This is a genomic window from Mesorhizobium newzealandense, from assembly GCF_042682145.1.
In the GTDB taxonomy this organism is placed as follows: domain Bacteria; phylum Pseudomonadota; class Alphaproteobacteria; order Rhizobiales; family Rhizobiaceae; genus Mesorhizobium; species Mesorhizobium newzealandense.
Map to the genome: position 1 here is coordinate 114613 of NZ_JBHUGZ010000010.1, position 22461 is coordinate 137073.

Here is a 22461-nt window from a genome sequence, read left to right on the forward strand (position 1 = left end):
GAGCGATGAGGTCTCAGCCTCACCCGAACCGCGCAGCCGTCCACGTGCCACCAGCCGCATTCGACTCCACCGCCGCCGCGACGAACTTCACGCCGCGGGCGCCGTCGACGACATCGGGCACCTGCGCCGCGCGCGCCGGATCGACGGCGCCACCCGAGCGATGGGCGCGGATGATATCGGCGGCGTCGCGGTAGAAATTGGCAAAGGCCTCGATATAGCCTTCGGGATGCGCCGCCGGCATGCGCGACACGCGCCGGCTCTCTTGCGTCGAGCCATGGCCGCCGCGCACCAGGGTCCGGGTTTCCTCGCCGTAGATGGAAAAGCGCAGTTCCTCCGGCCGCGCGCCCGACCATTCGAGCCCGGCTTTGTCGCCATAGATCCGCACGGAGAGATCATTGTAGTGGCCGGGCGATGTCTGGCTGGCCAGGATCGTGCCGCGCGCCCCACCTGTCCAGCGCACCAGCACATGCGCGTTGTCGTCGAGCCGCCGCCCCGGCACCGCGGTGAACAGGTCGGCCGAGACCGCCTCGGCCTCGCAGCCGGAGATGTAGCTCGCCAGGTTGAAGGCATGCACGCCGATATCGGCCAGCACCGCCGACTGCCCTGCCCTTGCCGGATCGGTGCGCCACTCCGCCTGCTTCTGGCCCTCGGCGTCGATCGGTTTGGTCAGCCAGTCCTGGATATAGGCGCCATGCACGGAAACGATGCGCCCGAGTTCGCCCGCCGCCACCATCTCGCGCGCCTGGCGGACCATGGCGTAGCCGGTGTTGTTGAGGGTGACGACGAAGCGGCGCTTTTTCGTCCGCGCCAGCGCCACCAGCGCCTCGGCGTCGGCCAGCGTGGTCGACAGCGGCTTGTCGCAGATCACGTCGATGCCGGCTTCGAGGAAGGCTGTCGCGATCGGGGCGTGAAGATGGTTGGGGGTGACGATGACGACGGCTTCGATGCCGTCCGGCCGCGAGGCTTCGGCCTGCGCCAAGGCGCGATAATCGGCATAGCTGCGCTCCGGCGCGATGCCGATCTCGGCGGCCGAGGCGGCGGCGTTCTCAGGGTCCGAGGACAGCGCGCCGGCCACCAGCGCGATCTGGTCGTCGAGGCGCATGGCCAGCCGGTGCACGGCGCCGATGAAGGCATTGCGGCCGCCGCCGACCATGCCGACCCGCAGACGTTGGCGTGTCGATCCGTCCGATGTTGCATAGACCATGATTCAAATTCCTCCCGGACAGGCCGTTTCTGCGGGCGGCAAGCCATGACGCCGCTACCACTTTCGAACACGATTTCCAATTTCCATATTGTAAAACGATCGTGCCGCGCTAGCCTGAAATCATGAGTGGGGCAGGCAAAACATCCGGACGGTCCATTGCCGACGAGGCGGCGACCCGCAAGCGCGGGCGCTCGCTGGCGGCACTCGGCTACATCCAGCCGCAGACCTATGAGGAACTGCGCGCGGTGCTGTCGTCGGGCACGGTGCATTTCCCCAAGCGGCTGCGCCAGGTCGCCATCTTCCTGTGGCAGCATCCGAGCGACGTGGCGCTCGGCACCATCGCGCAGGTGGCGGCACAGGCCGGCGTGCAGCCTTCGACGCTGGTGCGCTTCGCCCAGATCTTCGGCTATGCCGGCTTTTCCGATTTCCAGGGCCTGTTCAAGGACCACGTCAAAGGCTCATGGCCGGACGGACGCGGCGAGCAGCGAGCCGAGACCGAACCCAACGCCAACCTGCATTTCCTGCACGGCATGGTCGGCGCCTCGCAGGCCTCGCTTGGCCGCATCGAGAGCGGCTTCGACGTCAAGGGTTTCGAGAAGATGGTGGCGCTGCTGGCAGCCGCCGACCTGATCTATGTCATCGGCTCCAAGCGCGCCTTCCCCGTCACCACCTATCTCTCGCTGACGCTGTCGCAGCAAGGCGTGCGCAACGTGCTGGTCGACAATGTCGGCTCCACCGCGCTCGACCAGGTCGGCTGCATCGGCAGGCAGGACGCCGTGCTGGCGGTCTCCTTCAGCCCCTACAATTCGATCACGCCCGACCTCGTCGCGGTGGCGCATGAGCGCAACGCCCGCATCGTCACCATCACCGACAGCACGTTCAGCCCGCTGGTCCGGCTGTCGGACGCCTGGCTGGAGGTGGTGGAATCCGACTTTGCCGGCTTCCGCTCGCTGGCCGCGTCGCTGGCGGTCGGCATGGCGCTGGTCCAAGGCGTCGCCGCGCGCCGCGGCCAATGAAGCGACGCTGGCACAATTGACTATCGGGAATTTGCGTTCCATATTTCTAAAAATAGAAACTTTGTTCCGGGAGGAGGAATGGAGCTTCAGCTCAACGGCAAGGTGGCGCTGGTCACCGGTGCGACGCAAGGCATCGGCCGCGCTATCGCCGAGACACTCGCGCTTGCCGGTGCCGGGGGCATTCTCGTCACCGGCCGCGAGAAGGCACGCGGCGACGCGGTGGCGGCGGAGCTTTCGCAGCTGGGCACGCCGACCGTCTTCGTCGCGGCCGACCTCGCCGACCCCGAAGCCCCCGACCTGTTGGCGCAAGCCTGCATCGATCGCTTCGGCCGCATCGATGCGCTGGTCAACTCCGCCGGCCTGACCGACCGCGCATCCTTTCTCGATGCCGACCTCGATGACTGGGCGTCGCTGTTTGCCGTCAACGCACGCGCGCCGTTCTTCCTGATGCAGGCGGCGATCGCCGACATGAAGAAGCGCGGCCAGGGCGGCGCCATTCTCAACATCCTGTCGATCAACGCGCATTGCGGCTCGCCGGAACTCGCGGTCTACTCCGCCACCAAGGGCGCGCTGGCGACGCTGACCAAGAATGCCGCCAACGCCCACCGCTTCGACCGCATCCGCGTCAATGGCATCAATGTCGGCTGGACCGACACGCCGGCCGAGCGCGCCATGCAGGCCGACACGCTGGGCAACGGTTCCGGCTGGCTCGATGCCGCCAACGCCTCGCAGCCTTTCGGCCGCCTGTTCTCGACCAACGATATCGCGAACCTCGCAGTCTTCCTGCTTTCCGATGCGGCGGGACCGATGACCGGCACGCTGGTCGACCAGGAACAGTGGGTGATCGGGGCGAACCGGTGAGCGTTGCCGCCTCCCCCGAGACACTTGGGCCGGCGCTGCTCGATCGTTTGCCTGCGACTGTCCAGAAGCCGGCCTATGACCGCGCGGCGCTCGCGCCCGGCATGGCGCATCTCGGCGTCGGCGCCTTTCATCGCTGCCACCAGGCCGAATACACCGACGATCTGCTGGCCAGCCAATTCGACCGTTGGGGCGTGGTCGGCATCAACATCCGCCCGCCCGGCCTCGCCGGCACGCTCGGCAGCCAAGGCGGCCTCTACACGCGACTGATCCGCGAAAACAGCCGCATCGAAGCTCGCGTCATCGGCAGCATCGTCAAGGTTGTCGACAGCCAGGCGAGTGCGGCGCCAGCGCTCGACGTGCTGTCCTCCCCAGACATCGACCTGGTGACGATGACGGTGACGGAAAAAGGCTATTGCCACATCCCGTCGAGCGGCGCGCTCGATCTCGGCCATCCCGACATCATCCATGACCTCGCCAACCCCGAGGCGCCGCGCAGTGTGCCCGGCATCCTGGCGCGGGCATTGGAGCTGCGCAGGGCCACGCATGGAAAGCCGCTGACGCTGCTCTCCTGCGACAACATCCCGAGCAACGGCACCATCCTGGCCAATGTCGTGCAGGCCTTCGCGCAGCGGCGCGGCAATGGTCTCGGCGACTGGATCGCAGCCAATGCCGCCTTCCCCTCGGCCATGGTCGACCGCATCGCGCCGGCAACCACGCAAGCCGACCTCGACACAGTCGAGCAGCGCTACGGCTACCGCGATGCCGCTGTCGTCGTCGGCGAGCCATTCCGGCAATGGGTGATCGAGCAGAAATTCGCCGGCCGCGTGCCGCGCTGGGACCGTGCCGGCGCCAGCTTCGTCGACGACGTCACGCCGTTCGAGCATCTCAAGATGCGGGTGCTCAACGGCGCCCAGACGACGCTCGCCACGCTCGGCGTGCTGGCCGGCTTCGAGCACATATCGGACGTCATCGCCGACCCGTTGCTGTCGGCCTTCGTGCGGCGCATGCTTGTCGAGGAAACGCTGCCGACACTGATGCCTGTGCCGGGCATGGAGAAGCTTGCCTATGTCGCGCAGTGCCTCGGCCGGCTGAAGAACACCGCGATCCGCCATCGCAACCACCAGATCGCCACCGACGGCTCGCAGAAGATCGTCCAGCGCCTGCTCAACCCGATCCGCGACCGCTTGAGGCACGGCCAGAGCATCGCGCTGCTGTCAGTGCCGGTCGCCGGCTGGATGGCCTATCTGATCCAGGCATCGGAAAAATTCGGCAAACGCTGGTCGGTGTCAGACCCCTATGCCGACAAGGTCGCGGCAATTGCCGACGCGACCGGCCGCGATGCACAGGCTCTGGCCGCCGGCATCCTTGCCATCGACACCATTTTCGACCCCGGCCTTGCCGCGAACCGTGAATTCCGCAGGGCCGTCACATCCGCGCTCGACGGCTTGCTTTCGGACGATCCGATGGCAACCGTCAGGCGCAATCTGAAACAAGCCGACACCACACGGTTGAAGCGGCCCGCACAATCGGCATTATAGGAGCTGGGAGGCACGATGATACTTGGACTGCTCACCGCACCCTTCGCGGAGACGCCGCTTGGCGAGGTCGCCGGCTGGGCAAGTTCGGCGGGTTTCGAGGCGCTGGAAATCGCCTGCTGGCCGAAATCCTCCGGCGCCAGCCGCCGCTATGCCGGCACCAGCCACATCGACGCCGCCTCGACCTCACCCTCACAGGCGAGCGAGATCGTCGCCTCGCTGGCGGACAAGAATATTTCCGTCTCCGGCCTCGGCTACTACCCCAACCCGCTGCATCCCGATCCCGCCCACCGCGAGGCTGTGATAAGCCATCTGAAGAAGGTGGTCGTGCTGGCCGCCAATATGGGCGTGCCTGTCGTCAACACCTTCTGCGGCGGCGATGCCTCGAAAACCGTCGACGTCAACTGGCAGGACGCGCTCACGGTCTGGCCTGAAATCGTCGCCCATGCGCGCGACCACGGCGTCAAGCTGGCCTTCGAGAACTGCCCGATGATCTTCAGCTATGACGAGTGGCCGGGCGGGCACAACATCGCCTATTCGCCGCAGGTCTGGCGCCGCATCCTCGAAGCCTGGGGCGGCAATGTCGGCATGAATTTCGACCCCTCGCATCTGGTCTGGCAGATGATCGACCAGGCCCGCTTCATCCGGGAATTCGGCCCCTACATGCTGCATGCCCATGCCAAGGACCTGATGATTGATCATGATGGACTTTATGAGCGCGGAATCCTTTCGGCTGGCATAGGCTGGCAGGTGCCGCGCATGCCGGGCCTCGGCGATGTCGACTGGAGCGGCTTCTTCTCCGGCCTCTACCGGGCCGGCTATGACGGACCCATCATCATCGAACATGAGGACAGGCGATTTGAAGGCAGCGACGATCAGGTGAAGCGGGGCTTCCTGCTTGCCCGCGACGTGCTGCGACCCTTCGTCAAATGACCGCGGAAAATGCATGTCGCCCAAAGGGTGGAGAATTTCTGGGACAGCGACATGGGGAGTACAAGAATTTAAGCCGCACCGCCTGAATCTCTTTCTGCGCGACGCGGTTTAACGACTTGGAATTGAACTGAAAAAACAATGTGGAGGAAGTCTGACATGAAAAAATATCTGACCATGGTCCCGCTGCTTGCCGGCGCGGCCTTCCTGGCCTCGGTGGGCGCCTCGTCCGCCGCGGGCAAATACACCATCGGCATCTCCAACACCGTGCAGGGCAATGGCTGGCGCGAGGAGATGGTCTGCGCCATGAAGGCGCAGGCACTGGCTTCCGGCGAGGTCGCCAAGCTCAACATCGCCCACCGCAACACGGATGCTGCCGGCCAGCTGGAAGACATCCGCAACCTGATCAGCGCCAAGGTCGACGCCATCGTCGTCAACCCGGCCGATCCGGCCGGCATCAAGGCGGGCCTCGAGGAAGCCACCAAGGCCGGCATCGTCGTCGTCGCCGTCGACCAGGCGGTCACCGAACCGTCGGCCTACATCATCTCCAACAACCAGGAGCAATATGCCTATCTCGGCGCCAAGTGGCTGTTCCAGCAGATGGGCGGCAAGGGCGAGGTGTTCTACATGCGCGGTGCGGCCGGCGCGTCCGCCGACAGCGACCGCGACAAAGGCTTCAAGAAGGCGCTGGCCGAATTCCCCGACGTGAAGGTCGCGCAGGAGGTCTTCACCGGCTGGCAGCAGGACCAGGCCAAGCAGCAGATGCTGTCCTTCCTCGCTACCGGAACGCCGATCAACGGCATCTGGACGTCCGGCATCGACAACGTCATCGTCGACGCGCTGGTCGAGTCGCAGGCGCCGCTGGTGCCGGTGGTCGGCGCCGACAATGCCGGCTTCGTCGGCCAGCTCAGCTCGGTCAAGGGCCTCGTCGGTGCGGCGGTGACCAACCCCGGCTCGATCGGCGGTGCCGGCGTGACGCTCGCCCTGCAGATCCTCGACGGCAAGAAGCCGGCTCAGCAGACCGTGCTGGTCGAGCCGCAGCTTTGGGAGAACGCGACCGAGGAAGGCAAGGCCAAGCTGAAGGCCGCCGCCGACCCGTCGCTCAGCCCCGAATGGCCGGTCTCGATCTCGATCCCCGACTGGACCACCTACACCAAGGACCAGATCGTGGCGTGCAAGGGCCCGGGCGAGTAAGTCTGGGCTGACAAGCCGCGCTTCTGCCTTCTCCCCTTGTGGGAGAAGGTGGATCGGCGCGCAGCGCCGAGACGGATGAGGGGTGCTGGACGGAATGAGGCGTTGGTGTTTTGTGGAACACCCCTCTTCCGACCTCGCTTCGCGAGGCCACCTTCTCCCACAAGGGGAGAAGGGAGGTCGCCGCTTCGGCCGACATCGTCAAAGTTTGCCGCTGGATAGAGCTGCCATAGAGCGCCAACGATAGTTTTTGAATCGAGAACACCGGATTTGACCAGCAGTCCTCTCCTCGACGCCACCGGCGTCGCCAAGAATTACGGCGCGGTTGCCGCGCTGCGCAACGCGTCGCTGTCCGTCCTGCCGGGCGAGGTGCATGCGCTGATGGGCGCCAACGGCGCCGGCAAGTCGACGCTGGTGAAGATCCTGACCGGCGCTATTTCTGCCAACGCCGGCCGCATCCTGATCCGTGGCGAGGCGCGTGACATACGCTCGCCCGCCGCCGCGCGCCGCGCCGGTCTGTTGCCCGTCTACCAGGAGCCGTCGCTGATCCCCGATCTCGACGTGCTGTCCAATCTGCGGCTGACCGGCACGCCGGTCGAGCCGTTCCGCGCCTGGGTGCGCGAACTCGGCATTCCCGACCTCGACATCCGCGACACCGCGCGCGACATTCCGCTGGCCGTGCTGCGCGTGCTCGACCTGGCGCGGGCGCTGGCCGTCGAGCCCGACGTGCTGCTGCTCGACGAGATGACGGCGGCCCTGCCCGCCAACCTTGCCGAAAAGGTGCTGGAAGTGGTGCGCCGCCAGGGCGACAGCGGCCGCGCGGTGATCTTCATTTCCCACCGCTTCGTCGAAATCTCGGCGCTCTGCGACCGCGCCACCGTGCTGCGCGACGGCGAGACCGTCGGCGTCGTCGACATCGTGCCCGGCGTCGAGGAACAGATCGTCGAGCTGATGCTCGGCGCCCGCATCGTCAAGACCCATGTTGCGGCCCGCAGCGCTGCCCAAAAGGCTGCGCCCGCCCCTGCCCGCCCGCGGCTCTCCGTGCGCAATCTGCGCGTCGGCACCAAGCTCAACGACGTCTCCTTCGATCTCGCCGATGGCGAGGTCGCCGGCGTCGTCGCCCTCGAAGGCCAGGGTCAGGACGAGCTGTTCGCCGCCCTTGCCGGCTCGATCCGGCCATCTGGCGGCGCAATAGAGGTCGACGGCCAGCCGGTGAGGTTGTCCCACCCGATCGACGCCATCCGCGCCGGCATGGCCTATGTGCCGGGCGACCGCGCCGAAGCGCTCGCCATGCAGCGCTCGGTACGCGAGAACATTGCGCTGCCCTTCAGCGCCGCCCTGCGCAACTGGGGGCCTATTGCCATGCGCCAGGAGCGCGCCAAGGTGGTCAGCGCCATCGAGCGGCTGCAGATCGACACGCGTGCGCAAGGGGAAGTGCAGCGCCTGTCCGGCGGCAACCAGCAGAAGGTGACCATCGCCCGCTGGATCGCCGCCGACACGCGGACCCTTTTGTGCTTCGACCCGACGCGCGGCATCGATGTCGGCACCAAGCAGGAGATCTACAAACTGCTGCGCGAGCTCGCCGGCAACGGCAAGTCGGTGCTGTTCTACACCTCCGAACTGGAGGAGGTGCAGCGTGTCTGCGACCGTGTCATCGTCATCTTCGGCGGCCGCGTCGTCGACATCTTCCCGGTTGAGGAGGCCGACGAGCCGGCGCTGATGCGCGCCGCCTATGGCCTGCCGCGCGGCGCCAAGGCGGATATCGGCATCCTTGCCGATCCCCACTCTTCGTCTTCGGAGACCGCGAATTCCCCGAATTCGACGGATTCGACCGCGCCGGGGGCGACGCCATGAGCCATTTCCTGCGCCGCCAGGGCTGGGTCTTCGGCCTGTTCGTCCTCTTCGTCGTGCTGTTCATCGTCACCAGGCTGATCCAGCCCGCCTATGGCAGCAACGATTTCGGCTCGCTGGTGCGCGCCGTGCTGCCCTATGCCTTCGCGGTAGCCGCCCAGACCGTGGTTGTCATCGCTGGCGGCATCGACCTGTCGGTCGCCGCCATGATGGCGCTGACCAGCGTCACCGCCGCCTCGATGATGAATGGCGCCTCGGAGGAATACGCGCTGTTCGTGGTGCCCTTCGTGCTCGCCATGGGCCTCGTGCTCGGCGCCGTCAACGGAATGCTCATCGTCGTCACCCGTGTGCCCGACATCGTCGTCACGCTGGCCACTTTGTTCGTGCTGCAAGGCGCTGCGCTGCTGGTGCTCGACGCACCGGGCGGTGCCGCCGCCGAATGGCTGAAGGGGCTGATCTCAGGCACCGTGCCGATACCGGGCCTGCCCGACGGCATCGATGCCTGGCTGCCGAAGGCGCTGCTGGTGCTGGTCATCTGCCTCTGCATCATCTGGATCCCGCTTAGGCGCTCGCGGCTCGGCCTCTCCATCTACGCCATCGGCTCGAGCGAACTGGCGGCGTTCCGCAGCGGCGTGCCCGTCGCGCGCACCCGCATCATCGCCTACGCGCTGTCCGGTCTGTTCGCCGCTTTTGGCGGGCTGGCGCTGACCATGAGCACCGGCATCGGCGCGCCCATCCCAGGCCCCTATCTGCTCGCCAGTGTCGCGGCGGTGGTGCTGGGCGGCGTGGCGCTCGGCGGCGGCAAGGGCGGCCTGCTCGGCCCCATCGTCGCCGTCTTCGTGCTGCGGCTGGTCCGCACCGACCTGACGCTGCTTGCCATCGACCCCAACGTCACCGCCATCATCGAAGGCGCCATCATGGTCGCCGTGGTGATGTTCGGCGCCTTCATCACCATGCGGAGCCGGCAATCATGAGCAATGCCGCAACCATCCCCCAACCCATCCCCTTCGGCCGCCGCGTAAAACGCTTCATGGCCGACCGGCCGCTGATCCCGCTGATCATCCTGCTCGTCATCCTGGTGGTGATCCTGCAGATCCTGCGCCCTGGCATCGTCAACGAGCGCTGGATCGCCAACACCATCAAATTCGCCATACCGCTGGCGATCCTCGCCGGCTGCCAGACCATGACCATGCTGACCGGCGGCATCGACCTGTCGGTCGGCACGGTGGCGACGATGAGCGCCTTCATCATGGCCACGCAGGTCGTCAACCAGGACCCGGCGGTGGCCTTCCTGCTGGCGATGATGCCGGCGGTGCTGATCGGTCTCGTCAACGGCATCGGCGTCGGCGTCTTCCGCGTCCACCCGCTGATCATGACGCTGGGCACCAGCCTGATCGGCACCGGCTGCCTGCAGGTCTACCAGCGCACGGTGATTGCGTCCGGCGCCAAGATCCCCGACTTCCTCGCTTGGCTCGGCACAGGCCTGACATACGGCATACCCAACGCCCTGCTGCTGTTCGTGCCGCTGGCCGCGCTGATCGTCTTCACGCTCAGCCGCACCGGCTTCGGCCGCCTGCTCTACGCCGTCGGCGACAATGAGCGCGCAACGCGCCTGTCCGGCGTGCGCTACTGGCAGGTCATCACCGCGCTCTACGTCATCTCCAGCGTGCTCGCCGGCATCACCGGCCTGCTCTATATCGGCCTGATCAAGGCCCCCTCGCTGTCGCTCGCCGAACCGCTGGTGCTGCCTTCGGTGGCCGCCGCCGTCATCGGCGGCACCTCGATCTTCGGCGGCCGCGGCGGCTACACCGGCACCATCATTGGCGCGCTTATTTTGACGGTGCTGACGACGCTGCTGACCATCCTGCAGATGCCGGAGGGGGCTAGGCGGATATTGTTCGGGCTGATCGTGCTGTTCGTGACGGCGGCTTATTTGCGGATCGTGGAGGAGCGGTAGGGGTGGCGATGAACCGACTGTCAGCTCCTGACCATAGTGGACAATCCGCATTCACATAGACCCAAGCGGTGGTTGATTGGTTAAGCCGCTAAAGGACCTTTTTCGCTCGCTGATCGCCTTGGTCTGCCAAGTCCCTGCTTCCGACGAAGCGGCGCCAGCCGCCGAAGGACGAGATGTCGGACGCACCGCTGAGGCCAGCGGTTTCAACCAGAAATCCCTTGGCCGAACTGCCGTCCTCAAGCTCGATGGTGCCGATGCCGAGCGGTGGCGGGATGGCCGCTACGAAACGGCCGAAGGCATCGGCGGACAGTCGCCAGACCTCGACCTCGACGGCGGAGCCGCCTTCGGCGACACGGATCAGCCCGGGCTTTGGTACGGACTGACCGGCCAGCGCATAGAGTCTGTAGGCGGCGGACGTTTTTGCCGCGCGCGAGAACCGTGCGCCGAGCTGGCTTAGCTGGCCGTTGAGCGGCATGCCCGAAAGATGCGCGCCAACAACCACCAGATCGATCATCTCATCCGGCGCGCATTCGCCAATCGGCGCGTGGCCGGGCTGCTGCCAGCCGGTTGCGCCGAGGACAAGGCCGCTGGCGGCATGGATATCGCGGGCCAGTGCCGCGGTGAGGTCATCCCTGCCCGCCGCAGCGAGCAAGGTCACGCTCATCGGCAGCCCGTCATCGCGCTTGCCGGTCGGCACGGCGATGCCGCACATGTCGAGCAGATTGACGAAGTTGGTGTAGGTGCCGAGCCGGCTGTTGGTGGTGATCGGATCGGCGAGCACCGCATCGAGAGCATAATGCGTCGGCGCAGTCGGCACGCAGAACAGGTCGACCGAGGCGATGACCGAAGCGAGCTTCGCCTTGTAGTCCTGAAGCGCATAGAGGCCCTTGAAGGCGTCGGCCGCCGAAAGGCTTCGCGCGCCGCCGATGATCTTGCGCGTCACCGGATGCATGGCCGCTTCGTTGACCTCCATGAAGTCGCGGACCGCCGCGAAACGTTCAGCCACCCAGGCGCCTTCGTAGAGAAGGTTGGCGGCGGCGTAGAAGTCTGCGAACGGGATTTCGACCAGCCGGCAGCCAAGCTTTTCCAGCAAGGCAAGAGCAGCCTCGAACCCGGCCTGCATGGAAGTGTCGCCAAAGAATTTCAAATCGGCCTTCGCAGGTACACCGACGCTCAGCATCGGTGGGCGCGCGGCCAGGGCCGGCACCTTGATCGCGCGCGAATAGGCGTCGGCTGCATCTTTGGCGGCCGCGACGCCGAACACCGCATAAGCGTCGTCGACGGTCAGCGCGAACACCGAGATGCAGTCGAGCGTGCGGCAGGCCGGCACGACCCCGGCGGCCGACAGCGCACCGACCGTCGGCTTCAGCCCGACGATGTTGTTGAGGCCGGCGGGGATGCGGCCGGACCCTGCCGTATCGGTGCCGAGCGCGAAGGAGACGATGCCGCGCGCCGTCGCAACCGCAGACCCCGACGAGGAGCCTCCCGGTACCAGGCTGGCATCGACCGCGTTCCTCGGGATCGGGTACGGCGTGCGCACGCCGACAAGGCCGGTGGCGAACTGGTCGAGATTGGTCTTGCCCACCACCAGCGCGCCGGCAGCCCTCAGCCGGGCCACGACAGTGGCGTCCTTCTCCGGCATATAGGCATATTCGGCGCAGGCCGCCGTGGTCGGCATGCCGGCGACATCGATGTTGTCCTTCACCGCGAACGGCACGCCCCACAGTGGCTTGGTGACCGGATTGAACGGTCCGAGTTTTTTCGCCTGCGCCAGCAGGTCCGCCTTGTCGGCGAGATGGATGAATATCCCTGGATCATCAGCTGCCTCGACGCGGGCATGAACGGCATCGATCATGGCGGCGACAGGGACACCGCTGGCATAGGCCGCATGCAGGCTGCCGATGTCGAAGCGGATATCGCTCATTTCGCCTCCCCCAGAATGATCACCGGCAGGTCCCACTGGATCAGCACGACGCAGCCGTCCTTCGTCCACACCGAATGCTCGGTCCCGACCGGGTTCAGGATGACGCTGCCGGCCGGATAGTCGCCGTTCTCGTCGCTTTGCGTGCCCTCGAGCACGACGATGGTTTCAAGCCCGGCATGGCGGTGGCGCGGCACGCCGGCACCGGCCCGGTAGTTGAGGATCGCCACCGAGGGTTCGACAGGTCCGCCCTTCAGCAACCAGTGCACCGTGATGCCCTCGCGAAAAGGCTCGAACGTCATATCGCGCCAGCCACCACCGATGAGGCCGGCAAAACTCAGATTAGCCATTGGCAATTCCCTGCAGCACCTGGTCGGTCGTCGCCGTCCAACCGACGATGGCGCCTTGGGCGCGGATCATGGCAAGGGCCGCCGCCTTGAACTCCGGGAAATAGCTTTCCGTCGCGTCTTCGGCCAACAGGCACTCATAGCCGCGATCATTGGCCTCGCGCATCGTCGTCTGTACGCAGACCTCGGTGGTGACGCCGGCGAAGACGAGTTGCTGCGCGCCGAGGCGCCTCAGGTCGTCGCCAAAACTGGTCGCGTAGAAAGCGCCCTTGCCCGGCTTCTCGATGACGATCTCGCCTGGCAGCGGCGTCAGTTCGTCGAGGATTGCCGTGCCCGGCTCACCGACGATCAGCACGCGGCCCATCGGCCCGACATCGCCGATGCGGATCGACGGATTGCCGCGGTTGCGCTTGGCCGGCGGCAGGTCGGAAAGGTCGGCCCTGTGGCATTCCATCGTGTGGATCACCGGCAGGCCGGCGTCACGGAACCCCTCGATCAGCTTCTTCACCGTGGGCACGATGGCCGTGACGCGGCTGACATCGTTGCCGAGGCTGGCGCCGAAGCCGCCGGGCTCAGCGAAATCGCGCTGCATGTCGATGACCACCAGCGCCAGCGTGTCCAGCTTGAAGCCGAAGGCAAAAGGCTGCGCATCGATTTCAGCCATCAGTGATGCCCCGCCATATGCTCGCCAATGGTCTGCACGCTCGCCTGCGCGATCGGCGTCTCGTAGACCAGCGCGCCGTCCGACATGACGAAGATGCGGTCCGACAGTTCCAGCAGTTCGTCGAGGTCTTCCGACATCAAAAGCACGGCCGCACCCGCATTGCGCGCCTTCATGATGCGGGCGCGGATCTCGGCCACCGCCGAGAAGTCGAGGCCGAAGCAGGGATTGGAGACAATGAGCAAGTCGACCTCGCCGGTCAGTTCGCGCGCCAGCACCGCGCGCTGCACATTGCCGCCCGACAGCGAGGCGATGGGCGACGACAGCGATGCGGTCTTGACCTTGAACTGCTCGACCAGCCTGGCGCTGAACGCGCGGATGGCGCCGGCGCTGATCCAACTCACCGGCCTGCCGTTGCCGTCCACGTCGAAGGTGCGGAACGAGATGTTCTCGGCGACCGTCATTTTCGGGGCGCAGGCATTCTTCAGCGGCTCCTCCGGAATGAGCCGCACGTTGAGCGCCCGCGCCTCGGCGCGTGTCGCGGCATAGGTCGAGCCGCGCACCAGCACCTCGCCCGCCTCGCATGGACGCTGGCCGGCCAGCACTTCCAGAAACTCCTTCTGGCCGTTGCCGGAAATGCCGGCGATGCCGACAATCTCGCCGGAGCGCACGCCGAGATCGACGATGCTGATCGATTTCAGCCCGGTTCTATCGGGTGCCTTCAGCGACCTGATCTTCAGCACAGTCTCGGCATCGGCCTTCGGCGCGGCGCGACTGTCGAGTGCGGCGATCGGCTGATCGCCGATCATCATCGCCGCCATCGCCTTGTGGTCGAGGTCGGCGACGCGGCCGGTTCCCGTAAGCTTGCCCTTGCGCAGCACGCTGACATCGTCGGCGAAGGCCGTAACCTCATGGAACTTGTGCGAGATCATCAGCACGGTAAGGTCGCCTGCTCTTGTCATGTCGCGGACAAGACCCAGCACCTCCTGCGCCTCGCCAGGCGTCAGCACCGAGGTCGGCTCGTCCAGCACCAGGAAACTGCGGCCAAGATAGAGCTGCTTGATGATTTCGAGCTTCTGCTTCTCGCCGGCCGCAAGCTCCGCCACCTTGACATCGAGCGGCAGCTTGAACGGCATCCGCTCCATGAACATGGCAAGGTCGGCGCGTTCCTTGCGCCAGTCGATGACACCTGGAACCTTCTCGCGCGAGATGACGAGGTTCTCCGCCCCCGTCAGCGACGGCACCAGCGTGAAATGCTGGTAGACCATGCCGAGCCCGACGGCCGAGGCGTCCCTTGGACTGGCGATCTTGACTTCCCGCTCATCGACCAGGATGTCGCCGGAGGTCGGGTGGTAAAAGCCCATCATGCATTTGACCAGGGTCGACTTGCCGGCACCATTCTCGCCGAGCAGCGCGTGGAAGGAGCCTGCCGGCACCTTTACCGAGACGCCGTCCAGCGCCGTGAAGCCGCCGAAGCGCATGGTCATGCCGATGGTTTCGACGCCGACCGCTTTTCTGACGCTGTCACTCATCGTGGCCCCCTCATGATATCCCCTCAGGGCAGCTGTGCAACGAGCGCCTTCGAATTCGACACCGTGCCGAAGACGCCGCCCTGCATCTTGATCATCTTGATGGCCGCCAGATGGTTGCCGTGGTCGGTCGCCCCGCAGCAATCCTCCAGCATCATGCACTCATAGCCGCGGTCATTGGCCTCGCGCATGGTGGTGTGCACGCAGACATCCGTGGTGATGCCGGTCAGCACGATATTCTGGATGCCGCGCTGGTTGAGGATCAGCTCCAGATCGGTGGCGCAGAACGAACCCTTGCCCGGCTTGTCGATGATCGGCTCGCCTTCGATTGGATAAAGATCGGGGATGATGTCCCAGCCCGGCTCGCCGCGCACCAGGATGCGCCCGCAAGGACCGGCATCGCCGATGCCGGCATTGATGCGGCGCGAGCGCCAGCGCTTGTTGGCCGGCAGGTCGGCGAGATCGGGCCGATGCCCCTCGCGCGTATGGATGATGGTGTAGCCCTTGGCCCGCATCGCCGACAGCACCGCCTTGATCGGCTCGATCGGCGCGCGCACCAGCGACAGGTCGTAGCCCATATGGTCGACATAGCCGCCCGGCCCGCAGAAGTCGGTCTGCATGTCGATGATGATCAGCGCCGTGTTGTCGGGCCGCAGATCGCCATTGTAGGGCCACGGATAGGGCTCGGCGTCGATGGTGTGCTGGATGAATTCGGCTCTGGCGTTCATAGGCAAAACTCCAGTCTCATTTGGTTATCGACAGTTCACCCGGTGCACCCACGAGCGAGCGTGTCGGTGACGAGGTGGCGATCATGATGATGAGGGTGAGGATGTAGGGAGCGGCGTAGAACATGTAATAGCCCTGCGTCACGCCGACCGATTGCAGCGCCGGGCCGAGAGCGCCCGCCCCGCCGAACAGAAGGGCGGCGGCAAAGCAGCCGAGCGGGTTCCAGCGTGCGAAGATGACCAGCGCCACTGCCATCAGGCCCTGGCCCGACGAGATGCGCTCGGTCCAGCTGCCGGGATAGTAGAGCGAAAGATAGGCGCCGCCGATGCCGGCCAGCGCGCCGCCGACGCCGGTGGCCAGTAGCCGCACCGTATCCGGGTTGAGACCCATGGCGCGGGCCGCGTCGGAACTGTCGCCGACGACGCGCACGATGAGGCCGGCGCGGGTGTTGCGGAAGGCCCACCACAGGATGACCGAAAGCACGGCCCCGATCAGGAACAGCACGTTGACGTCGAGCGCCGCCTTCACCTGCGGTATGTCAGACCAGCCGCCGAAGGGAATGGCCGGCAAATTGGGCGCCTTCGGCTTGATGAACGGCTTGCCGAAGAAGAAAGCCAGGCCCGAGCCGAACAGCATCAGCGCGATGCCGATGGCGATGTCGTTTACCTTCGGGAATTTGCAGATCCAGCCATGGAACAGGCCGAAGCACAGGCCGGCGCCGGCTGCGGCGAGCAGGCCGAGCCATGGCGAGTTGGTCATCACCGCCACCGCATAGGCGGTCATGGCGCCGAAGACGAGCGTGCCTTCGAGACCCAGATTGATGCGGCCGGAACGCTCGGTGATCGCCTCGCCCAGCGAGACGAAGATGAAGGGCGTCGACACGCGGATGGCGCCGCCCAGGATGGCCAGCGGCACGCCCCAGAGGCCGATCTCGGTCGCGTCCATCAGGCGGCTCCCTTCCAGAGATCGGGATTGAAGGCCTTGAAGCGACCGTAAAAGGTTTCGCTGAACAGGATGACGATGAAGATCATGCCCTGGAGCACAAGCACGGTGGCGTCTGGCAGGTCCATGCGGCGCTGGATCAGCCCGCCTGAAGCGTCGATGCCGCCAAGCAGGATGGCGACCGGGATGATGGCCAGCGGGTTGTGGCGAGCGAGAAAGGCGACGAGGATGCCGGTGTAGCCGTAGCCCGCGGCGAGCGAGGCATTGGCGCTGCCCTGGACGGCGGCGACTTCCAGCATGCCGGCGAGCCCGGCAAAGCCGCCGGCCAGCGCGGTGAAGCCGACGATGAGCGGCCCGACGGCCAGCCCTTGCACCTGTGCCGCGCGCACATTGCCGCCGGCGATGCGCGCGGCGAAACCCCAGCGGGTCTTTTCGATGAGCACCCAGGAGAGAATGCAGGCGACGACACCGACGACAAGCCCCCAATGCACGTCCATGCCCGGAATGTTGCCAATGCGATAGATGTCCGCCAGCGGCTGCGTCGACGGCTTGTTGAGCGAGGCCGGATCGCGCAGCGGCCCTTCCACCAGCTGGTTCATCAGCGCGATGGCGATGTAGGCCATCAGCAGGCTGGAGATGGTTTCGTTGACAGCCCGGTAGTGGCGCAGCGCGCCGACGGCACCGATCCAGATGCCGCCGGCGGCCATGCCAGCCACGCCCATGGCAAGAATGACGATGAAGGACGGCGCGCCGCTCAGCGCCACGCCGATGGCCGCGGCACCGACGCCGCCGAGCACGATGGCGCCCTCGCCGCCGATGACGACGAGGCCGAGCCGCGCCGGCAGCGCCACGCAGAGCGCCGCCAAAAGCAGAGGTGCAGCCCGCGACAGCGAGTTCTGGATAGAGAACCAGGAGCCGAAGCCACCCCGCCACATGGTTTCATAGAGCAGGACCGGCGACTTGCCGACAGCCAGGATGAACAGGCTGAACAGGGCCATGCCGACGACCAGCGCCACGAACGGAATGACGAAAGCTTCCGCCCGCCGCGCGATCCATTCCAGCGCCGCCGGATATCCTCTGGCGCCGAACATTACCGGCACGCCGGCCCCTGTCACCGTATCTGCCATCGCCCCGTTCCCCTCAGATCAGGCGGTCGAGCCGACGACCCCGTCGACCAGATAGTCCATGCTTTCGAGCTCGATCGCGGTCTCCGGGAAGGCTTGGCCTTCGGTGGCGACGACGACGCCCTTGTTGCTCTTCAGCGGACCCTTGATGACGGCGAAGCCGCCCTTCATCATCTCGGCCAGCGTAGCGTCGAACTGCTTGCGCGCCGGCTCGCCGACGGCGGGACCGAGCGGGCTCATCTTGACGAAGCCGTCGGCCAGGCCGCCCCGGGTGAAGTTGGGCAGCGGCTTGCCGCCCGTGAGGTCATCGACGAACATCTTGTAGACCTTGGCCCAGTTCCATTCCGCGCCGGTGAGGTATTTTTCCGGCGCCAGCGGGCTCTGGTTGGCGTGATAGCCGCAGACGAAGGCGCCGCGGCCGGCGGCGGTCTCGACCACGACTTTCGGGCTGTCGACATGGCAGGTGATGACATCGGCGCCCTGGTCGACCAGCGCATTGGTGGCTTCCGCCTCCTTGACCGCCAGCGACCATTCGCCGGTGAAGATGACCTGGCAGGTGATGGTCGGATCGACCGAGCGCGCGCCGAGCAGGAAGGAATTGATGTTGAGCAGCACCTGCGGAATGGGCTTGGCCGCAACGAAGCCGAGCTTCTTAGTCTTCGAGGTGTGACCGGCGACGACGCCGTTGAGATACTGGCCCATGCCGATATAGCCGAAATAGGACCCGGCATTCATCGGATACTTGTCTTTGTTCCACATGCCGCCGCAATGGCGGAACTGCACGTCGGGGAATTTCGCGCACATCGCCAGCATATGCGGGTCGAAATAACCGAAGGAGGTCGGGAAGATCAGCGAGGCGCCGTCGAGGTTGATCATCGATTCCATCGTCTTCTGGACATCGACCGTCTCCGGCACATTCTCCTCCTCGACGACGGTGATGCCCTCGATGCCCTTCAGCGCCGCCGCACCCTCGGCATGCGCCTGGTTGTAGCCATAGTCGTCCTTCGGCCCGACATAGATGAAGCCGACCGTGGCGGCGGCGGCAAAGGCCCGGCTGACGGGAAAGGCCGCGGAGGCAAGTCCGAGTGCCGCTCCGGCGGCGGAGGTCTTGAGCAACTGGCGGCGGTTAAGCATGAATCTGTCGGTCATGTGAATGCTCCCCTGTAGGACCCTTTTCCGGGTCGGTTAACGCCTTCTCAATAAAGTGCATGCAATCGCCGTGCCAGTTCTGATACCGAAATTTAGTCAATGAAATCAATTGGTGCCGAAATGACCCATGCCCAAGTGAGAGGCAATTGCATGCACTTTTTGCCTTGAAAACCGCCAATTTGACAGACAGATTAAAACATAGGCATAGAGGGTGCGGCCTGAGTCGGGATCGTGCCGTTTGGCCGCTGGATTCATGGTTTGAGACGCCGAAGCATGGGAGGCGAAGCGGACGTGTCGGGAAAGCGCAGCTTGATCCGGTCGGGCACGACCGTCGATCAGATGGTGAGGGCGATCGGCGACCGCATCGTCACCGGCTTCCTGCGCCCAGGTGAAAAGCTCGACGAGGCCTCGCTTGCCGCCCGCTTCGATGTATCTCGCACGCCGGTGCGCGAGGCGCTCGGCCAGCTCAGCGCCATGGGCCTGGTCGAGAGACGGCCCAATCGTGGCGCCATCGTCGCCGTCGTCACGCAGGAGCATCTCGCCTCGATGTTCGAAAGCATGGCCGAACTGGAGGCAATCTGCGCCCGCTTTTCCGCCGAGCGCATGACCAGCAGCGAACGCCGCACGCTCGAGATCGAACATCAGGCCTCGGCCCGGCTGGTGCGGCTGGGCGCCGAGGAGGACTATGAATATTTCAACACCGAGTTCCACAGCCGGCTTTATCGCGGCGCCCACAGCACGCATATCTGCGAAATGACCGTGATGACACGCAGCCGGCTGGCGCCGTTCCGCCGCGCGCAATTCATGCTGCCCGGCCGCCTGGCCAAATCCTGGCAGGAGCACGACGCCATCGTCACCGCGATCCTGCGTGGCGACGGCGTTGCCGCCGGCAAGGCTGCGCGGGACCACGTTTCCATCGTCAGCGAGGCGAGCGCCGTCTTTGCCATAGGCGACCAGCGGAAAGCCGCAAACACGACGCCGGCCACGGCCGACTGACAATCCACCTGGCGGCGGCACCTGGCGCCGAAGAGACGGCCAGCCTGCGCGCCCGCCGCGAGGCCACGGCCGTAACCGTTTGCTCGCCGGGGTGGCGCGGCGCACGGTGCGGCGCTATGCAGTTGATGAGTATAGCTGCTAACCCCAGCGAGCGAGGGGACGGTGTCCGTGAGACCGCGACGCTTCTGCGCCGTGCGGTCCCACGGCAAATCGACAACGCATTCCCGCACACGCCTCGCAGTAAAATTGGTATGCATATGCGAGGGAGAGGGTAACAGATGAAACACAATCTTGGCTTGCCGTCCGACGCAACGCCGACGCTCCTGTTTCCGAAGACATGATGCAAAAGCAAAGTCAGATCTCATGTCTTCTCCAGATGTGACCGGCTCATCCCGCCCCGCGGGCTGGGGCTTGGCCGCAAAGCTGTTTACAACCCTCGTCCTTCTTGGCGCGATCGCGGTCCTGGTGACCGGGGTGCTCGGTTACTTCCGCGCCCGCGACGCTCTCGAAAAAGCAGTCTTCGACCAACTCACGGCCGCCCGTCAGACCAAGGCGCGCCAGGTTGAAACCTACTTCCGCACGATCAAGGCGGAGCTGCGCCTGCTTGCCACTTCCAAGATGGTGGTCGATGCGACACGCGAGTTCCGGATCGCGGTCGACCAGCTCGACCGGGCAGGCGCGCCGCCTGAACTGCGGCAGAAGGTCGGCGATTGGTACGCTGAGAACTTCATCCCCGGAATGACGCGCACCCTGGGCAGGCAACCAGCCCTGTCGGACTACCTGCCGGTCGGTGGTGCCCCCTACTATCTGCAGTATCACTACATTGTGGAAAATCCCAACCCGGCGGAGCGGCGCAAGCTTCTCGACGACGCCGGCGACGGAAGCGAATACTCCAGGCTGCATGCCATATATCATCCCCTGATGCGCGCTGCGGCTACCACGGTCGGCTTTTTCGATTTCATGATTGCCGATCCCAAATCAGGTCGCCTGATCTATACGGTCGAGAAGGAGGTGGATTTCACCACGTCCCTTCAGTTGGGTCCGTACCGCCGCACCAACGTCGCGGCCGCCGTCGCCCGCTGCTCGCAGATCGCAGACCCTTCAGCCATCTGTCTCGAGGATTTCGCCTCCTATGCGCCGTCGGGCGGCGCGCCGATCGCCTTCATGGGAGCTCCTGTCATCGACCAGGGCGTCGTCATCGGAGTGCTGGTCGCGCAATTGTCGAACGACGAGATCGACAATGTTGTCACCGGCAATCGCCGCTGGCGGCAGGAAGGGTTCGGCGACACGGGTGAGGCCTATCTCGTCGGACCCGATTATCTGGTGCGCTCGGCCCCACGGGCGTTCTATGAGAACCGGGAGAACTACTTCGCCGAACTCAAATCCGTCGGCGCCTCGGACGAGGAGATCGTCGACATTCAACGATACGGCACACCGGTTCTTCATCAGCGCATCGACACCAAGGCCACCCAGGCTGCGCTATCAGGTGTCGAAGGCACAGGCGAGATCATCGGATACCGTGGCGTCCCGACGCTCGCTTCGTGGGGCCCGCTCGCGATTCCCGGCGTCAACTGGGCACTCGTCGCCAAGATCGACAGCGCCGAGGCCTTCGCGCCGATCGCCCAGCTCCGCCGGGATCTGCTGCTCGTCGGGGGACTGGCGCTGCTGGTGGTGGGCGCCACCGCCGCCTGGCTGTCACGCGCGCTGCTCGGACCGCTCCGCGATCTCACTGCCGGGGTGAAACGCTTCTCTGCTGGCGACTATGCGGTCAGCGTGCCGGTCCGCACGCGCGACGAGATTGGCGAGCTCTGCTCAGCCTTCAATGGCATGGTTGAGGATCTGCACCAAAAGAATGTCGTGATCGAGAACAAGAACCGCGAGAACGAGCAGCTGCTGCTCAACGTCCTGCCGGCACCGATCGCCAACCGGCTGCGCGCTGGCGAGGAGAGGATCGCCGACGGCTTCGCCGAGGTCACGGTTGCCTTCGCAGACCTGGTCGGGTTCACGGCACTGACATCGGGGATGCCGCCGCACGATGTCGTGACGTTTCTCAACGGACTCTTCACGCGCTTCGACGTTGCCGCCAATGATCTCGGTATCGAGAAGATCAAGACGGTGGGCGACGCCTATATGGCGGTCTGCGGCCTACCCGTGCCGGTGGCCAACCACGCCGAGCGCATGGTCCGCATGGCCATCCGCATGGTCCACATTACCCGCGAGCACGCGATGGAACACAACGTCTCGATGAAGGTCAGGGTTGGCGTCAACAGCGGGCCGGTGGTCGCCGGCGTCATTGGGAAGAGTAAGTACATCTATGATTTATGGGGTGACACAGTGAACCTGGCGAGCCGCATGGAGTCTGGCGGAATTCCCGACTCTGTTCAGGTGACGCGCCCCGTCTACGAACAGCTCAAGGACCAATTCGTCTTCGAGCCGCGCGGCGCTATCGAAGTCAAAGGCAAGGGAAAAGTGGAAGCCTGGGTATTGAGATTTTAGCCGCGGGGGGGGGCACCTCCGATGC

At 65.4% G+C, this 22461-nt stretch carries 19 protein-coding genes; 10 read left to right on the forward strand and 9 right to left on the reverse strand.

Annotation, left to right across the window (positions count from 1 at the left end):
* Window positions 1-19 precede the first annotated feature (19 nt).
* A complete protein-coding gene (locus ACFSOZ_RS14965) occupies window positions 20-1204 on the reverse strand; it encodes a Gfo/Idh/MocA family protein (protein WP_379099233.1) in 1185 nt (394 codons plus the stop codon).
* Between the two features lie 122 nt (window positions 1205-1326).
* On the opposite strand from ACFSOZ_RS14965, the gene ACFSOZ_RS14970 reads away from it, so the two are divergent.
* The 8 genes from ACFSOZ_RS14970 to ACFSOZ_RS15005 all read left to right on the forward strand — a co-directional run bounded on the left by ACFSOZ_RS14970 (window position 1327) and on the right by ACFSOZ_RS15005 (window position 10545).
* Window positions 1327-2220, forward strand: coding sequence for a MurR/RpiR family transcriptional regulator (locus tag ACFSOZ_RS14970; protein WP_379099236.1), 894 nt, complete (start codon window positions 1327-1329; stop codon window positions 2218-2220).
* Window positions 2221-2298: 78 nt separating this feature from the next.
* Window positions 2299-3081 carry an SDR family oxidoreductase gene (locus ACFSOZ_RS14975; protein WP_379099239.1) on the forward strand — a complete coding sequence of 261 codons (783 nt, stop codon included), beginning with the start codon at window positions 2299-2301 and terminating at the stop codon, window positions 3079-3081.
* The gene (locus ACFSOZ_RS14980; protein ID WP_379099242.1) at window positions 3078-4619 is read left to right on the forward strand and encodes a mannitol dehydrogenase family protein; all 1542 of its coding nucleotides are present in this window, start codon (window positions 3078-3080) and stop codon (window positions 4617-4619) included. Before ACFSOZ_RS14975 ends, ACFSOZ_RS14980 begins: the two co-directional genes overlap by 4 nt.
* Window positions 4620-4634: 15 nt before the next feature.
* Window positions 4635-5549 carry a sugar phosphate isomerase/epimerase family protein gene (locus ACFSOZ_RS14985; RefSeq protein ID WP_379099245.1) on the forward strand — a complete coding sequence of 305 codons (915 nt, stop codon included), beginning with the start codon at window positions 4635-4637 and terminating at the stop codon, window positions 5547-5549.
* A gap of 156 nt (window positions 5550-5705) precedes the next feature.
* Window positions 5706-6740 carry an ABC transporter substrate-binding protein gene (locus ACFSOZ_RS14990; RefSeq protein ID WP_379099248.1) on the forward strand — a complete coding sequence of 345 codons (1035 nt, stop codon included), beginning with the start codon at window positions 5706-5708 and terminating at the stop codon, window positions 6738-6740.
* Between the two features lie 267 nt (window positions 6741-7007).
* Entirely contained in the window at window positions 7008-8591 is a 1584-nt protein-coding gene (locus tag ACFSOZ_RS14995; protein WP_379099251.1) for a sugar ABC transporter ATP-binding protein, read from the forward strand.
* Window positions 8588-9562, forward strand: a complete 975-nt coding sequence (locus ACFSOZ_RS15000) for an ABC transporter permease (RefSeq protein ID WP_379099254.1) — start codon at window positions 8588-8590, stop codon at window positions 9560-9562. Before ACFSOZ_RS14995 ends, ACFSOZ_RS15000 begins: the two co-directional genes overlap by 4 nt.
* On the forward strand, window positions 9559-10545 hold the full coding sequence (locus ACFSOZ_RS15005; RefSeq protein ID WP_379099257.1) for an ABC transporter permease: 987 nt from the start codon (window positions 9559-9561) through the stop codon (window positions 10543-10545). The genes ACFSOZ_RS15000 and ACFSOZ_RS15005 overlap by 4 nt, the downstream gene beginning before the upstream one ends.
* 88 nt (window positions 10546-10633) lie before the next feature.
* On the opposite strand, the gene atzF is transcribed toward ACFSOZ_RS15005, so the two are convergent.
* From atzF to ACFSOZ_RS15045, 8 genes are read right to left on the reverse strand one after another with little or no spacing between them, the layout of a single operon-like run.
* Window positions 10634-12469 (reverse strand): allophanate hydrolase, encoded by a 1836-nt coding sequence (atzF, locus tag ACFSOZ_RS15010; protein ID WP_379099259.1) that lies wholly within the window; start codon window positions 12467-12469, stop codon window positions 10634-10636.
* Window positions 12466-12816 carry a cupin domain-containing protein gene (locus ACFSOZ_RS15015; RefSeq protein WP_379099262.1) on the reverse strand — a complete coding sequence of 117 codons (351 nt, stop codon included), beginning with the start codon at window positions 12814-12816 and terminating at the stop codon, window positions 12466-12468. Before ACFSOZ_RS15015 ends, atzF begins: the two co-directional genes overlap by 4 nt.
* Window positions 12809-13477: a cysteine hydrolase family protein gene (locus tag ACFSOZ_RS15020; protein ID WP_379099265.1), complete on the reverse strand. Its 669-nt coding sequence runs from the start codon at window positions 13475-13477 to the stop codon at window positions 12809-12811. The genes ACFSOZ_RS15015 and ACFSOZ_RS15020 overlap by 8 nt, the downstream gene beginning before the upstream one ends.
* The gene (locus tag ACFSOZ_RS15025) at window positions 13477-15006 is read right to left on the reverse strand and encodes an ABC transporter ATP-binding protein (RefSeq protein ID WP_379099267.1); all 1530 of its coding nucleotides are present in this window, start codon (window positions 15004-15006) and stop codon (window positions 13477-13479) included. Before ACFSOZ_RS15025 ends, ACFSOZ_RS15020 begins: the two co-directional genes overlap by 1 nt.
* Window positions 15007-15029: 23 nt before the next feature.
* Window positions 15030-15731 carry a biuret amidohydrolase gene (gene biuH, locus ACFSOZ_RS15030; protein ID WP_379099270.1) on the reverse strand — a complete coding sequence of 234 codons (702 nt, stop codon included), beginning with the start codon at window positions 15729-15731 and terminating at the stop codon, window positions 15030-15032.
* A gap of 16 nt (window positions 15732-15747) precedes the next feature.
* Window positions 15748-16674: an ABC transporter permease gene (locus tag ACFSOZ_RS15035; protein ID WP_379099273.1), complete on the reverse strand. Its 927-nt coding sequence runs from the start codon at window positions 16672-16674 to the stop codon at window positions 15748-15750.
* Complete coding sequence (locus ACFSOZ_RS15040; RefSeq protein WP_379099787.1) at window positions 16674-17762, reverse strand: ABC transporter permease; 1089 nt, start codon at window positions 17760-17762, stop codon at window positions 16674-16676. The genes ACFSOZ_RS15035 and ACFSOZ_RS15040 overlap by 1 nt, the downstream gene beginning before the upstream one ends.
* 54 nt (window positions 17763-17816) lie before the next feature.
* Entirely contained in the window at window positions 17817-18944 is a 1128-nt protein-coding gene (locus ACFSOZ_RS15045) for a BMP family ABC transporter substrate-binding protein (RefSeq protein ID WP_379099276.1), read from the reverse strand.
* A 273-nt stretch (window positions 18945-19217) separates the two neighbouring features.
* On the opposite strand from ACFSOZ_RS15045, the gene ACFSOZ_RS15050 reads away from it, so the two are divergent.
* Window positions 19218-19940, forward strand: a complete 723-nt coding sequence (locus ACFSOZ_RS15050; protein WP_379099279.1) for a GntR family transcriptional regulator — start codon at window positions 19218-19220, stop codon at window positions 19938-19940.
* 363 nt (window positions 19941-20303) lie between these two features.
* Entirely contained in the window at window positions 20304-22436 is a 2133-nt protein-coding gene (locus tag ACFSOZ_RS15055) for an adenylate/guanylate cyclase domain-containing protein (RefSeq protein ID WP_379099282.1), read from the forward strand.
* Window positions 22437-22461 lie beyond the last annotated feature (25 nt).